We start from the raw sequence: 13,641 nt of genomic DNA on the forward strand, positions 1-13,641 counted from the left end.
TTTAATATATTAGTGGTGGTGTCGTAATGGCTGGCAATCACAGATAACGACTCGCCACTTGCAACCCTATGCACAGACGGCTGCTTTGTGACTGCAATATCTACCTGAGGATCTGACGCAACAACATCCCCCGGAATATAAATCTTCTGACCGACGGCTAAAACGGTACTGCGCAGATCATTGTGTTTTTTTAATATATCCATTGTAGTGCCGTACTGGCTGGCAATCACAGATAACGACTCGCCGCTTGCAACCCTATGCACAGATGGCAGCCTTGTGACCGCAATATCCGCGTTAGACTCCGCAACACCATCTCCCGGAATGTAAATTTTCTGACCGACGGCTAAAACGGTACTGCGCAGATCATTGTGTTTTTTTAATAGTTTCATCGTAGTGTCGTACTGGCTGGCAATCACAGATAACGACTCGCCGCTTGCAACCCGATGCACAGATGGCAGCCTTGTGACCGCAATATCCGCGTGAGACTCCGCAACAGCATCTCCCGGGATTTTAATTTTCTGACCGACGGCTAAAACGGTACTGCGCAGATCATTGTGTTTTTTTAATAGTATCATCGTAGTGTCATACTGGCTGGCAATCACAGATAACGACTCACCCCTTGCAACGCGGTGCACAGAGGGTTGTCTGCTTACCACGATATCCGCGTTAGACTCCGCAGCAGCATCTCCCGGGATTTTAATTTTCTGACCAATCGCCAACGAGCTTGAGCGCAGATTATTATGTTTTTTTAGGGCACTTGTCGTTGTACCATAATGGTTGGCAATTACCGATAACGACTCGCCGCTTGTAACGCGATGCACAGATGGCGGCTTGCTGACCACAACAGTCGTTTTAGGTGTGGGCGTAATGGCATCTCCCGGGATTCGGATTTTCTGACCAACCGCTAAAACGGTAGAGCGCAGCTTATTATGTTTTTTTAAGGCATCCGTTGTAGTGTGATAACGGCTGGCAATTACCGATAACGATTCGCCCCTTGTAACGCGATGCACAGAGGGCAGTTGAATAACCAGCAGATCTGATTTAGGTTGCGGCGCTAGCGCAATAAAGCCTCCCGGAATTTGGATTTTCTGACCAATAGCTAACGAGGTGGAGCGCAGATTATTATATTTTTTTAAGGCGCTTGTAGTCGTGTCATAACGGCTGGCAATTACAGATAATGACTCGCCGCGTTTAACTTGATGAACACGCGCTTTTTGTGGCACCGAGGCAAACTGCCGGACAGGATCTTGCTTCACGACTAGCTGATAGTTAGGTGGTACTTTTACCACCTGACCAATCGCTAACGAGCTGGATTTTAAATTGTTATATTCTTGCAACTCTTTTGTAGTGACGCTGTAACGCGCAGCTAATATTGATAACGATTCACCACCACGCACCGTATGTTTGATAGCACGTTTTTTCTGTGCAAACAAAGTTTGTTGCGGTGGCGCTTCTGTAAAATGTTTATAAATCCCATTAAATACGGCATTGGCAATTTTATTTTGATGGCTCGGTTTATTTAATAACCTCTCCTCTGCACGGTTGGTAATAAACCCCGCCTCTACCAAAATAGAAGGGATATCGGGTGATTTTAATACCGCTAAACTCGCGTGAACGGGCCTTTTTTTATGCAGTTTAGTAACTTGTTTTAATTCATTGACCACCAAACTACCAACGTTATAGCCGACATCCATGGCATTCCCCATAGACATATCTAAAAACATTTCCGTTAAAAAGGGTACGCTGCTTGAGTCTTGAATCAAATTACCAGCCCCTCCTAAAAGTTCGGAATGCGCTTCATGTTTTTCCATCCAACGGCCAAGTTCTGTGGTGGCGCGACGGTTTGATAGGACCCAAACAGAGGCGCCATAAGGTCGGCTTGAAGTGAAACCGTCCGCATGAACTGACACCAAAAAATCAGCTTTTCCCTTGCGCGCAATCGCTGAACGCTTATTCAAATTTACAAAATAATCGCCCGTGCGAATTAGAAAAGCACTCATCCCATTTTGCTGATTAATTCTCTTTTTTAATCGCTTCGCTATTTCCAACGTTATTTTTTTCTCGTAGGTATATTTACCCAAGGCGCCAGGATCTTCTCCTCCATGTCCGGCATCAATGGCGATTATAATATCTCGTCCTACCGACTGCGCTGCCTGCGGTTTTACAATAGGCTTCCTGGTCGATTGCTGATGCGGTAAATCGAGCACTAAACGGTGACCATAAGGTGCTTCAGGGGGCAGTGTAAATATTTGCGCTTCACTGGCTCGGTTGAGATCGACAACTAACCGATAAGTTCCTTTTTGGTTGCTGGCACTTTCACGCAAGTTGTTAACCAAAGGACCATCATTGATGATTTTTTTTAAATTAATTCGACTGGTGGTTGATTTAAGATCGATAACCACACGATCAGGCCGCTTTAAATAATGAATATTATAATCGGGTTTGCTGGATAGATCTAAAACAACACGCGTATTATCCGGCGAAGGCCATGCCCTCACCCCTTTCAATTGATTGGTTTGCGCGGCACTGGCAAGCGTGAAAAAACCTGCTGCACACAACGTCAGCAAAAACAGAGAACGGATAAAAAAACGTGCGTTTAATTTCATAATTTATTTAAAACTCGTAAACCAATCTCTGTGTTTGCCTGCAGCTCGACGGTTCGCTGCAGACCAACATAAGACAGTGTTAAATCAATATCCGGTTTGGGTAAAATACCCTCACCACGTTCAGGCCATTCCACAAGACAATGACTGCTATCGGTAAAGTAATCACGAATGCCCATAAACTCAAGCTCTTCAGGATCACCTAAACGATACAGATCAAAATGATAAACTTGCCAATCCGCGAGCTCATAGGGTTCAACCAAAGTATAGGTAGGACTTTTCACATTTCCCTGGTGACCCAAACCTTGGATAAATCCACGTGATAGGGTCGTTTTACCCGCACCTAAATCACCGTGCAGATAGATACAGGTAGGCTCATCACAAGCCGCACTTAATCTTCCGCCAAAAGCAACCGTCTGATCGGCATCTAGCAATTCTTCTTTAAACAAATTTAACATTATGGATTAACTAATTTTCTAATATAAGGGAACAGATCACTGGCTAATAAGCCGCGTTCATCTTGCTGCGCTGCTAAATCGGCTGCTTGACCATGAATACACACAGCAAGCGTTGCCGCTTGCTGTAAGTTTAAGTCTTGTGCTAATAAACCACCTATAATACCAGAAAGCACGTCCCCCATGCCACCACTTGCCATACCTGGATTGCCCACATTGGCCAGATAGGTTTGTTTACCGTCGCAAATTAATGTGCCGGCCCCCTTTAAAATAACCACGCCGCCAAAACTATGCTGCAAATTACGCACCGCACTAAAACGGTTGTCTTCTACTTTACTGATTGAGCAGCCCAGTAGATGCGCAGCTTCACCAGGATGTGGCGTTAAAATCCAGGTGTCTTTCCAAGCGGGTTTATCCACCAGCAGATTTAAACCATCGGCATCAACCACGGTCGGTAAATCACTTGCCAAAACAAAGTCTAACAGCATTTTTGCCCAATTATCTTTGCCAAGCCCGGGGCCAATCACTAAATTTGTCGCCCAATCGCGAATCGCACTGTCATCTATCTTGTTTAGATCAAAATCTGCCACCATTAATTCAGGACGCCCTGCTATGACTGCTAGCTGATTTTCTTGCCGGGTTAAAACTTTGACTAAACCGGAGCCGGTGCGCAAAGCCGCTTCGCCAGCTAAACGCACCGCGCCAGGCATCCCCAGATTGCCACCTAAGATTAATGTCTTACCAAAAAAACCTTTATGACTGGTGCGGCTGCGGGGTGTTAACCGATCACTTAGATCTTGATATGAGATCCGTGTAACACTACTTGAACATAAAGAGTCAAACTGCTTAGTGATACCCAGTCCTGAAAAATAGATTTGTCCGCAATGATCAATTGCTCGCCCCGTAAATAACCCCTGTTTTAACCCCACAAACGTTATTGTTGCATCTGCTTTGACTGCAACGTCGCTGACAGCACCCGTATCGGCATTTAGGCCGGAGGGAAGATCCACACTCAAAACGGGTTTACCGCTTGCAGTTATTTTATAAATCAAACGCTGATATTCCGGCCGCAAAGCGCCGGATAAACCTGTGCCCAATAAGGCATCCACAATGATATCGGCTTTTTCAAAGTCGGCTTGTTCAATTCCTTCAACCACGCCTTGCTTGGCTTGCCATGCACTACAGGCCAGCAGTGCATCACCGCTCAAATCATCAGGAACGCCCATTTGGCATAACTGCACAGATAAGCCGGCATTTTTAGCTAAGGCCGCAAATATATAACCATCACCACCATTATTACCTTTGCCGGATAAAATCAAGACCTGCCTGGCATCGGGAAAATGGGTGTTGAAGACGTCATAGCAAGCCTGCCCGGCTCGTTCCATCAAACTGTATAAGGTAATTCCGGCCAAGGCCGCCGCTTCACCTTCAAAATCTTTGATCTGCTGAGCACGGTATAAAGAATGTGGTAAAGTGCATTTAGTTTTTATCTGATCAGAAAGCATGGTTATCGTCCTATTGAGAGTACAAATGACAAGTCCTACAAATATAGTTGAAAGCTCAGCAATTAAAAACAGGTTGGAAATTGAGCAGCTCGATTTAGTTGCTCTGTCTGAAAATATCAAACTATGGGGCAAAGCTCTAGGTTTTCAACAGGTGGGTATCACAGATATCGATCTCAAACAGCATGAGAGCAAATTACAGCAGTGGTTGGATAAAAAATATCAGGGTGAAATGGACTACATGGAAAAACATGGCATGAAGCGAGCGCGCCCAGCTGAACTTCATCCGGGCACGCTGCGGGTGATTTCTGTGCGTATGGATTACCTGCCCGAAAATGCCGCATTTGCACGTACCCTCAAAGATAAAAGCAGTGCTTATATCAGCCGCTATGCGCTGGGCCGTGATTACCACAAAGTGTTACGTAAAAAACTCAAACAGTTAGGGCAAAAAATTGAGCAGGAAGTCGGTCAGTTTAGCTACCGCCCCTTTGTTGACAGCGCGCCAGTATTAGAACGACCGCTTGCTGAAAAAGCAGGGCTTGGCTGGGTAGGTAAACACTCTCTTTTAATCAATGCGAAAGCTGGCTCTTGGTTTTTCCTCGGCGAATTAATGGTTGCTCTGCCTTTACCCGTTGACAAGCCAGTCGAAAACCAATGTGGCTCGTGCGTTTCCTGCCTTAAAATTTGCCCGACCCAAGCGATAGTTGCCCCCTATATTGTTGATGCACGGCGCTGCATCTCCTATCTCACTATCGAACTGCAAGGCGCCATTCCGATTGAGTTTCGTAAAGCAATCGGCAACCGAATTTATGGCTGTGACGACTGCCAATTAATTTGCCCTTGGAACCGTTTTGCCAGTCCCACTGAGGAAAAAGACTATCAAGCGCGCCAGCAACTTGAAAAACAGCCTTTATTGGATCTCTTTAGTTGGACTGAATCTGAATTTTTGAGCAACACAGAGGGGTCGCCAATTAGGCGCATCGGTTATCAGCGCTGGTTACGCAATATCGCGGTTGCATTGGGTAATGCCCCAACAAGTACGGTGCTGATTAGCGCACTGCAGAATAAACTGCAGAATAGTGACTCCGAACTAGTGAATGAACATATTGAATGGGCTCTCGCCCAGCATCAAGAGCAGATTCCAATAGTCAATGAGCGCCTTAGCATGCGACTGGTCAAGGCGATTGAAAAAGGGCTGCCACGGGATGCCTAATAACAAAAACCTGAGGTTTTCAGGCTTTTATCCCCTGTTAACTTGACATAAATGCCATTGTAGAAAAGACTTATGTACTGCATAACTATCTGTCAGCCACAGTTTGGAGGTTTTATGATCGCCGTACTTTTTCGTTGGGAAATCAAACCCGGTTGTGAACAACCTTTTAAAGAGGGGTGGTCTGAAATAATCCACCGCAATATTGAAAAATATGGTGCTCTTGGCTCCCGGCTACACAAAACAAAAGACAATCACTGGCTCTCTTACAGTCAATGGATCAGCGAGGAACATTTCATCAACGCGCAGAATTTAAAAGATAAACATGAAGAAGCGCGTGTTAAAATGATCAATGCGATCAGCAAGGCTTATGATCCCATTGTGATGGTGCCTATGCTGGATCACTTAATGGCAACAGAACTGTCACATCCACATCTGCTACCTTAGTTGATGCATCTTGAAGTAGTTTGAGTATACGGATAACGAACGTAATCCTTATCCGCTTTCAAAAATATACAGACGTACCCGCAATTTTCAATTATCCTGTTCATTGAAGATTTTTTATGTACAGGAACAGCGATTATGAGTGACTCATTAAGCGATCAGCAAATCAAAAAAATTCAACAATATGACGCGCAGCAGCGTTATACCTATCTTATTAAAGAAGTGGTTAAAAATAGAGAAATTTGGTTATTGGTTGATGAGCACGGCTGTGTAATGCTCAATACCGAGGATGAAGATTGTGTCCCAGTTTGGCCAAATAAAGAATTTGCACAAGCTTGGGCAACAGAGGAATGGTCTCATTGCAGCGCCAAATCTATTTCACTGGAAAAATGGCATAACCGCTGGACACATGGTTTAGAGGATGATGAATTGGCAATTGTGGTTTTTCCCGATCAAAGCTGTGAAGGCCTTATATTCTTTCCTGATGAATTTGATTTTGAACTGCAGCAACAGGCTAAAAAAATAGCGCATAAAAAATAACCTTGTACTTTTCCAATCAGGTGGCCGCAACCACCTCGACAGTTCATTGACTAAGATACTTTCTTTAATGACTATCACTCATAATGGTAATAAACAGAGGAATATGAGGCAGGTATTGCCTCTGTCTCTATACTATCATTAAAATCTGACAGGACTTCATCGTAGTGAATTGCAGTTCCTGCACTGACCGTCACATTTTTTCCGCGTACCGCGCCCATGATTTCAGCTCCGCCGCCCAATGCTAAATTCCCTAAGGGGGCATACAGTTTTGTATACATATCAGCATTAGATGTGATCTCAAGTGCATAATCATCCTCGCTAGCACTCTCATACGAGGAATAGATGGTCAATGGTGGGTTTCCTTGCGCGTTTACGGTTTCGCCGCTGAACATCTCCGTAAGCGTATCAATATCAATCTTGCCGTCAGTAATAATGGTTAATGAGCTTACAGCCGGATCGGTAAATGAAAATATTGCCTGTTTTATAGCAATATCTCCTTTTATCAGAAGCGTCACATTGCCGTTAATCTCAATTGTTTTACCTGTTATATTAAAGTCTTCATCAAAAATCAGTACCTTGGTATTTTCATCAACTACGCCGAATCCGTCCACACCTAATGCATCTAAGGTGCTTGATGAGACGCCCGCTATTGCAGCGCCATCAGCTGAGACCGAGTCATCAGTGAATATAAATGCATTCCCGGATGACATCGGTGAGCTCGCGGCAGATAAACTCTCTGCGGTTATTTCCTCCGTTATATTAGTCATAACCGACGCGATATGAATCGAATCACATTCACCCAAATCAGTATCAGGCGCAACAATTCCGCTAGTCGGAGAGCCAAACTTGCCCGTATTATCGACGCCACCATAGGTCACCTGTACACCCGCGCCAATGGTATTAGAACCTTTGTCGGAAATATCACCTCCAACCGTCATTGCTGTGTCTGCAACGGTTGCCGTTAATGCCTGGAATTGGAAATCACCACCTGCGTGTATATCGCCACCACTAGTAATATCTTTAAGTTGGATGTCTCCAGCTGCCGTAATATTTCCGGTTATTTCAGTTGCCGATGACGTTCCGGTTGAAATGTTCCCGTTAGAAACTATATCTCCATAGACTTTTCCAGTCCCCGACAGCTCAATATCCGCACCTGCCTCGATGGTTGCGACACTGCCATTATTCGATTTATTAACCGTTCCATCTGCCAAAACTACGCCATAGTCCCCCTTTTGAGAGTTATAACTATCAACAAGTCCGCCGCCGCTGCCAATCGCAACGCCTTCACAGCCCGCAACCGCATCATCAAAAAGACTACTGCCGATCTCTTCACTTGCGACTATTTGTGTTTTTAAATAAGCGATGGCACCGTTAACCTCTCCCTTACTTAACAAGGTAAAGGTATGAGTTGTCGCATCAAGCTCAATTGTTTCCGGAAAAGAGTAATGCTCATCCGTTGGTACGGACCAGCCATTCAGTTCAGCTAATATCTGCGCATTGCTAGCATTCGCTTTATTTCTGCTATCTATATATTCAAAAGCGGTAAACAGCCCTTTTTCGGCTGCTAGTCGTGCATTTAATTCTTTCTGCTGATTACCACTTATGCGCTCCTGCAGTCTATTTTCATTAATTTGAGAAAAAGCCAGCATAGTGGTAATAGTGGTAATGATAAGCACAGATACCAGTACAAATCCTGATTGTTGTTTCATAGTGGCTCCTTTTTATTACATAGTTAAAATAAATATTCAGTCACTTTTTTTACAAAATAACGCGCTTTAATTGGTAATATCTAATAATACTTTTTGCCGCAATGCCAGTGCAAAAGAAAGCCCGCTCGCATAAGAGTCCGGCATCCCCTCTATTTTTATGGTCACTTTTACTCCGTCACCATTAGTACCGGTAATGTTTTCAAAATAGATAGAGCTAACACCCAATGCAATTAATTCGTTAGCAATGCCATCATCACAAGAGAGATCACCACCAACCAAGCTAAAGGTGTCAGTCCCCCCTGCGGAGGAAACAGTATGTCCCAAACAACTGTATACAGTATTACTCGTTGGCGCATAGGTAGTGGTTAAGACGGCACCGCTAGTACCGGTGATATCGTATTTTTCCGCCTGACGTACTGAGCGGGACATTAAATAAAATGAGCCACGTAATGACTCTTGTGCCGTCGCTAACCCCTGCGCAAGAGTAATACTACTTTTTAATGAGCTGTACAGTGATGTGCAGGCAAAGATTAAAACTAAACTTATCAGCATAGCAACCAACAACTCAATCAGTGTAAATCCAGTTTGTCTGACTTTCATTTTAAAACGATCCGCATATTCAAATTTCATATACTACCCGCAACCACTATCAGGAAATTTAACATCCATAGTGACTTTATTATTGGCATCGTCATCAGTGAAACGTGAATCGCTCCAACTAATAGTGACCGACGTCTCCTGTGTATAGGTAGCAGGAGGATAATTGGCATCAGCCGTCATATTCGCGGCACTTAACTCACTTAACCAGTTACTGCGAATAGCTTCATAAGTGCCCGTTCCGCTAGTCTGTACCTTACATAAATCAAGCCATACCGAATCAATAAAGCTATTAGCGCGGATCGTTGCAACCGTATAATTAAAGCTGGATTGTGATGATTTCAATATATAAATATCCATCTTAGCTAACGCTAATAACGCGACCCCCGTAATAAACATAGAGATCAGCACTTCAAATAAGGAAAATCCATTTGTTCTCTTATTCATGGGCAGTTACCGTTTTGTGATTTGCTTTGTCCGCTTGTAAGTATAAGAATACAGTTTGTATCAGTAGCATCGGTAATACTGTAATTAACTGCACTGCTAACCGAGCCCATCCCCTTAACTGTCACAGCACTCGCTGAAACCGTGATACTTGAATGCGGCACTTTACTTTCAAAAAGCACAGTGCCAGCGCTATTTTTTACCTGCCAGCCCAGCGACCAGTCACCTGAAACAGCATCTAATGTCATTGAACTCGATGTTTTCAGTGCCTCATTACGCGCAAAACGATAGCCGTTATAAAGTTCATTCGTCGCAACTGCAAGTCGTTCCTTGGCCACAAAGGAGCTAAAACTGGGTACACCAATCACCGCAAATATAGCCACAATAGCCATTACAATTAACAGTTCGAGTAATGTCAGCCCTTGTGAATTATTCATTGAATAATATTATTTCCTATAATTACCAGCAGTCACTACCGGAACTAGCGGTTGTTTTACTGGTTTGATCAATACTGAGCGTGCCACACTTATCGCTTGCGTTAATACCGCCAGCAACTGGCGTCGCCGTAATCGTAAAGGTGTCGACGGCACTGCTTGATAGTGTGAAAGTATAGCTATCGGGCCTATCGACCCCATTGATAATCGCAGAGCCGGCCGTGCCTACCGGATAATTCCCCTGACGCGCACTGGTACGTTCAAACTGCTGGGAAATTTTCGTTAAGGCAAGCTGCGCTGCAACGCGGTTGCCAGTTTGAACGTGGGATTGATAACTCGGTAAAGCCACAGCGACAAGAATACCGATAATTGCAATCACGATAAGCAGTTCAATTAAGGTAAAACCTTTAATTTTCATAACAGCAAATATCCCATTAAAAATATTTCATACCTGCAATAAGCACCAAAGCTGAGCAAGTTGTTTTATAAGGGAGAAAAGCAAGGGTGATAGTTGTCACTAATTGACACTTGCTATATTTGGTTAAGTTAGCCACTAGTTTTGCAAGTATTTAAAGTTGGAATAGATCACTAATGCTAAAACAGTGAAGTTAATAAAACCAAGTCAATGTTAACGCCTACAGACCCCACACAACGAGTTAACAATTCCCCTAAATATATTATAGGATATATTTAGTTCTTAGAGGCCCTCTTACAGCAATCTTTAGAGAAAAATGACACTACCGATATGTGCTATACATGCTTTAAAAGATGATGCGCAAACAAGTGATTTTTCCCCTTTCAAAACAGTGCAGATCTGATATGTTCCACATTCGTTTGCTTTTCAACTTCAGCCACAAGCTAAAAACCTGCGCACAAAAACATCATTTCAGCAATCAACGAGGCAGATCAATTAAAACAAGCTCACAATCACTTAATGCTTTTATGGTTAACTCTCTTATCTCTGTCACCTCTGCGCCATCACCTTGATTGAGGCTAACGGTTTGCAAATACTCGCTATCGGAAATTTCGAATCGCCCTTGCGATGCCAATATATAAGCTTGCACTGTTATCTTCTGCTTGATTTTTGCTCCCTGCTGTAGACGCCCACCGAAAATACGCGCTTTCTGATTAATAAATAACGCCTGCTCTTGCTCGCCTGCAAACCCGGAGACTAATAAAGGTAAATCGTCTGTCACCGGCTGGATCGGGAATTTTTGTGTTTCCCAGCGCGGCTGCGTTTCCGGTTTATTCGTTTCTATCCAAATTTGGTAAAGAGTTAATGGTTCGATGCCTGAATTATATTCTGAATGAAGAATCCCCGAACCCGCACTCATTACCTGAATTTCGCCCGCTTTTGTTTGCCCTTTATTGCCTACGCTATCCTGATGAGAAACGACCCCACTGCGGATATAACTGATTATTTCCATGTTTTTGTGCGGATGCAGATCAAACCCGTAACCCGGTTTTATAAGATCGTCATTAATCACCCGTAACTTGCCAAACCCCATACGCTGGACATTGTAATAATCTGCAAAACTAAAATGAAAACGGCTTTGTAACCAGCCATGATCTGCTCGCCCCAAGTCGTTATAGCGGATATGTTTAATCATCACTGCTCCTTATGAACTATAAATAGATACTATAAATAAGCGCGATTATGCGCGGCACAAAAATCTAAATCGGGCCCTAATGGCACAATCCCGGTCGGGTTGATGGAACTATGGCTGCGATAATAATGGTTTTTAATATGGCTCATATTGACCGTTTCTTTAATCCCCTGTATTTGATAAAGCTCGCGAAGATAACCACTAAGATGAGTAAATTCGCTGATCTTTTGCCGATTACATTTAAAATGACCATGATAGACTGCATCAAAACGTATTAATGTGGTAAATAAACGCCAGTCAGCCTCGGTGAGCTTATCTCCAAGCAAGTAACGCTGTGTGGCCAGACGCGCTTCCAACCAATCTAATGTAGTAAACAGTTGTAAATAGGCGGTTTCATAAGCAGCTTGTGTAGTGGCAAAACCGGCTCTGTAGACGCCATTATTAATATCGTTATAAATCCGGCTATTAACAGTGTCAATTTCTACGCGTAATGCCTCAGGATAATAATCATCCCGATTAGCCGTTAACTCATTAAATGCGCTATTAAAAATTCGAATAATATCGCTCGACTCATTATTCACAATCGTTTGTGTTTTTTTATCCCACAAAACCGGCACGGTAACGCGCCCCTGATAATTTTCATCGCCTTTTAAATAAAGCGCCGAGAGCTCACTCAGCTGATATAGCTCATCACCTGACGCGCCAAAAACCCAGCCTTTATCTAACATTTCAGGTTCAACAACACTCACCGAGATAATATTTTCCAGCTGCTTTAATTGGCGAAAAATCAAGGCCCGATGCGCCCACGGACAGGCGAGTGAAAGATAGAGATGGTAACGCCCGGGCTCTGCCGGATATTGACTGCCCGCCTTACTGGAAATAGTATTGCGATACTGGCTTTGCTGGCGAATAAATTCCCCGCCGCTACTTGCAGTGTCATACCACTTATCGACCCACTGACCTTTTACAATTAATCCCATACTACAAACCCCAGCAATTATACCAATGGTTTTATACCCAAATTATTCGCAGATGGATCTTCAAATAACCTAGATATAAAGCTCTTTTTCTATAACAACAGTATAGGATTTGCTTCTTTTTTAATAAGGCATTAAATTAATGCTATATGTTCAAAATATTTGAACAATAATTTTTTTTGTAATCCATAAGGTCCCCCAAGATGCCACAGTTGCCTATTACCCTTGAAGCGATCACCGTACTTGATGCAATTGAGAAACGCGGCAGTTATGCCTCCGCTGCCGAGCTACTGGGTAAAGTGCCCTCCGCACTCTCCTATATAGTGCAAAAACTGGAAGAGCAGTTACAGGTCACTATTTTTCAAAAACAGGGAAGGCGATCAGTGTTAACCCCCGCCGGAAAGCACCTGCTCAGCGAAGGACGCTTAATTCTTGAGGCCGTAGAGCGACTGACGGTGAAAACTCAAACCATCGCCAATGGCTGGGAGCCTAAATTAAATATTGCCATTGAATCCATATTACAAAGCAACGTGATATTTTCTGTGCTTAATGAATTTTTAAAATCGCATCCCAGTGTTGAGATAGATATTAGCGAGGAGATAATGAACGGCGCCTGGGAGTCTCTGGTGGATGATAAAATAGATATGATCATCGGCGCATCCCATCCCATCCCCAAACAAAAAGGGATTCAGACCTTGTCTCTGTGCGATTTTGATCCTGTTTTTGTGGTCAGTTCAGACCATCCACTCACCCGGCAGCCGCAACCATTAAGCGATCAGATCATTGCAGCCCACCGCGCAGTTGTCGCGCACGATACGGCGCGGCAATGGATAGCGAATACCTCAGCGGTGATAAGCGAAGATAAATTCTTTTATGTCCCGACCATAGAATACAAGATAAATGCCCAGCTAGCAGGTATCGGTTGCGGTTTTTTACCGCGCCAGCGTATTCAAAAGTATTTAGACAGTGGCGAGTTGATTGAACTGCAGATAGCAGAAATTCACCAGCCGCTACCTCTTTTTTTAGCGTGGAAAATCGTTAATCAAGGCAAAGCATTAAAAACGATTCGTGACATGCTGATCGCCAGAAAGGCTGAGATCAGGTGTTGAAAAATGAATA

13 protein-coding genes and 1 pseudogene are annotated in these 13,641 nt (G+C 43.7%); 4 read left to right on the forward strand and 10 right to left on the reverse strand.

Translation table 11 applies throughout. From position 1 onward, the window contains the following. Nucleotides 1-1,274: 1,274 nt before the first annotated feature. The 3 genes and pseudogenes from ACJAT7_RS01115 to ACJAT7_RS01125 all read right to left on the reverse strand — a co-directional run. A pseudogene (locus ACJAT7_RS01115) lies at nucleotides 1,275-2,606 on the reverse strand (N-acetylmuramoyl-L-alanine amidase); the annotation flags it as partial. Continuing rightward, nucleotides 2,603-3,061, reverse strand: coding sequence for a tRNA (adenosine(37)-N6)-threonylcarbamoyltransferase complex ATPase subunit type 1 TsaE (gene tsaE, locus ACJAT7_RS01120; RefSeq protein WP_415224951.1), 459 nt, complete (start codon nucleotides 3,059-3,061; stop codon nucleotides 2,603-2,605). The gene tsaE and the pseudogene ACJAT7_RS01115, both read right to left, overlap by 4 nt. Next, a complete protein-coding gene (locus ACJAT7_RS01125) occupies nucleotides 3,061-4,563 on the reverse strand; it encodes an NAD(P)H-hydrate dehydratase (RefSeq protein WP_415224952.1) in 1,503 nt (500 codons plus the stop codon). Before ACJAT7_RS01125 ends, tsaE begins: the two co-directional genes overlap by 1 nt. 73 nt (nucleotides 4,564-4,636) lie before the next feature. Between ACJAT7_RS01125 and queG the strand changes: the two genes are divergently transcribed. The 3 genes from queG (at nucleotide 4,637) to ACJAT7_RS01140 (ending at nucleotide 6,754) form a co-directional block, all read left to right on the forward strand. Further along, a complete protein-coding gene (queG, locus tag ACJAT7_RS01130) occupies nucleotides 4,637-5,773 on the forward strand; it encodes a tRNA epoxyqueuosine(34) reductase QueG (protein ID WP_415225019.1) in 1,137 nt (378 codons plus the stop codon). A gap of 114 nt (nucleotides 5,774-5,887) precedes the next feature. Then, nucleotides 5,888-6,217 carry an antibiotic biosynthesis monooxygenase family protein gene (locus ACJAT7_RS01135; protein WP_415224953.1) on the forward strand — a complete coding sequence of 110 codons (330 nt, stop codon included), beginning with the start codon at nucleotides 5,888-5,890 and terminating at the stop codon, nucleotides 6,215-6,217. Nucleotides 6,218-6,352: 135 nt separating this feature from the next. Then, nucleotides 6,353-6,754, forward strand: coding sequence for a DUF2750 domain-containing protein (locus tag ACJAT7_RS01140; RefSeq protein WP_415224954.1), 402 nt, complete (start codon nucleotides 6,353-6,355; stop codon nucleotides 6,752-6,754). Between the two features lie 74 nt (nucleotides 6,755-6,828). Here the strand turns inward: ACJAT7_RS01140 and ACJAT7_RS01145 are convergent, their stop codons facing one another. The 7 genes from ACJAT7_RS01145 to ACJAT7_RS01175 form a co-directional block, all read right to left on the reverse strand. Further along, the gene (locus ACJAT7_RS01145) at nucleotides 6,829-8,463 is read right to left on the reverse strand and encodes a PilX N-terminal domain-containing pilus assembly protein (protein WP_415224955.1); all 1,635 of its coding nucleotides are present in this window, start codon (nucleotides 8,461-8,463) and stop codon (nucleotides 6,829-6,831) included. Between the two features lie 66 nt (nucleotides 8,464-8,529). Beyond that, the gene (locus ACJAT7_RS01150; RefSeq protein ID WP_415224956.1) at nucleotides 8,530-9,093 is read right to left on the reverse strand and encodes a PilW family protein; all 564 of its coding nucleotides are present in this window, start codon (nucleotides 9,091-9,093) and stop codon (nucleotides 8,530-8,532) included. 3 nt (nucleotides 9,094-9,096) lie between these two features. Beyond that, nucleotides 9,097-9,507 (reverse strand): type IV pilus modification PilV family protein, encoded by a 411-nt coding sequence (locus ACJAT7_RS01155; protein WP_415224957.1) that lies wholly within the window; start codon nucleotides 9,505-9,507, stop codon nucleotides 9,097-9,099. After that, a complete protein-coding gene (locus ACJAT7_RS01160; RefSeq protein WP_415224958.1) occupies nucleotides 9,504-9,941 on the reverse strand; it encodes a GspH/FimT family pseudopilin in 438 nt (145 codons plus the stop codon). Before ACJAT7_RS01160 ends, ACJAT7_RS01155 begins: the two co-directional genes overlap by 4 nt. 22 nt (nucleotides 9,942-9,963) lie before the next feature. Next, nucleotides 9,964-10,356 (reverse strand): type IV pilin protein, encoded by a 393-nt coding sequence (locus ACJAT7_RS01165; RefSeq protein WP_415224959.1) that lies wholly within the window; start codon nucleotides 10,354-10,356, stop codon nucleotides 9,964-9,966. 475 nt (nucleotides 10,357-10,831) lie between these two features. Beyond that, nucleotides 10,832-11,548, reverse strand: coding sequence for a pirin family protein (locus ACJAT7_RS01170; protein WP_415224960.1), 717 nt, complete (start codon nucleotides 11,546-11,548; stop codon nucleotides 10,832-10,834). Nucleotides 11,549-11,577: 29 nt separating this feature from the next. Next, on the reverse strand, nucleotides 11,578-12,525 hold the full coding sequence (locus ACJAT7_RS01175; protein ID WP_415224961.1) for a glutathione S-transferase family protein: 948 nt from the start codon (nucleotides 12,523-12,525) through the stop codon (nucleotides 11,578-11,580). A 200-nt stretch (nucleotides 12,526-12,725) separates the two neighbouring features. On the opposite strand from ACJAT7_RS01175, the gene ACJAT7_RS01180 reads away from it, so the two are divergent. Continuing rightward, entirely contained in the window at nucleotides 12,726-13,631 is a 906-nt protein-coding gene (locus ACJAT7_RS01180) for a LysR family transcriptional regulator (RefSeq protein WP_415224962.1), read from the forward strand. Nucleotides 13,632-13,641 lie beyond the last annotated feature (10 nt).

This window comes from Psychromonas sp. (assembly GCF_047632995.1).
In the GTDB taxonomy this organism is placed as follows: Bacteria; Pseudomonadota; Gammaproteobacteria; order Enterobacterales; family Psychromonadaceae; genus Psychromonas.

What these genes read in the sequence shown, in the direction of transcription:
- tsaE (WP_415224951.1), bottom strand. Translation starts at nt 3,061, where the DNA reads ATGTTAAATTTGTTTAAAGAAGAATTGCTAGATGCCGATCAGACGGTT.
- ACJAT7_RS01125 (WP_415224952.1), bottom strand. Translation starts at nt 4,563, where the DNA reads ATGCTTTCTGATCAGATAAAAACTAAATGCACTTTACCACATTCTTTA.
- ACJAT7_RS01135 (WP_415224953.1), top strand. Translation starts at nt 5,888, where the DNA reads ATGATCGCCGTACTTTTTCGTTGGGAAATCAAACCCGGTTGTGAACAA.
- ACJAT7_RS01140 (WP_415224954.1), top strand. Translation starts at nt 6,353, where the DNA reads ATGAGTGACTCATTAAGCGATCAGCAAATCAAAAAAATTCAACAATAT.
- ACJAT7_RS01145 (WP_415224955.1), bottom strand. Translation starts at nt 8,463, where the DNA reads ATGAAACAACAATCAGGATTTGTACTGGTATCTGTGCTTATCATTACC.
- ACJAT7_RS01150 (WP_415224956.1), bottom strand. Translation starts at nt 9,093, where the DNA reads ATGAAATTTGAATATGCGGATCGTTTTAAAATGAAAGTCAGACAAACT.
- ACJAT7_RS01155 (WP_415224957.1), bottom strand. Translation starts at nt 9,507, where the DNA reads ATGAATAAGAGAACAAATGGATTTTCCTTATTTGAAGTGCTGATCTCT.
- ACJAT7_RS01160 (WP_415224958.1), bottom strand. Translation starts at nt 9,941, where the DNA reads ATGAATAATTCACAAGGGCTGACATTACTCGAACTGTTAATTGTAATG.
- ACJAT7_RS01165 (WP_415224959.1), bottom strand. Translation starts at nt 10,356, where the DNA reads ATGAAAATTAAAGGTTTTACCTTAATTGAACTGCTTATCGTGATTGCA.
- ACJAT7_RS01170 (WP_415224960.1), bottom strand. Translation starts at nt 11,548, where the DNA reads ATGATTAAACATATCCGCTATAACGACTTGGGGCGAGCAGATCATGGC.
- ACJAT7_RS01175 (WP_415224961.1), bottom strand. Translation starts at nt 12,525, where the DNA reads ATGGGATTAATTGTAAAAGGTCAGTGGGTCGATAAGTGGTATGACACT.
- ACJAT7_RS01180 (WP_415224962.1), top strand. Translation starts at nt 12,726, where the DNA reads ATGCCACAGTTGCCTATTACCCTTGAAGCGATCACCGTACTTGATGCA.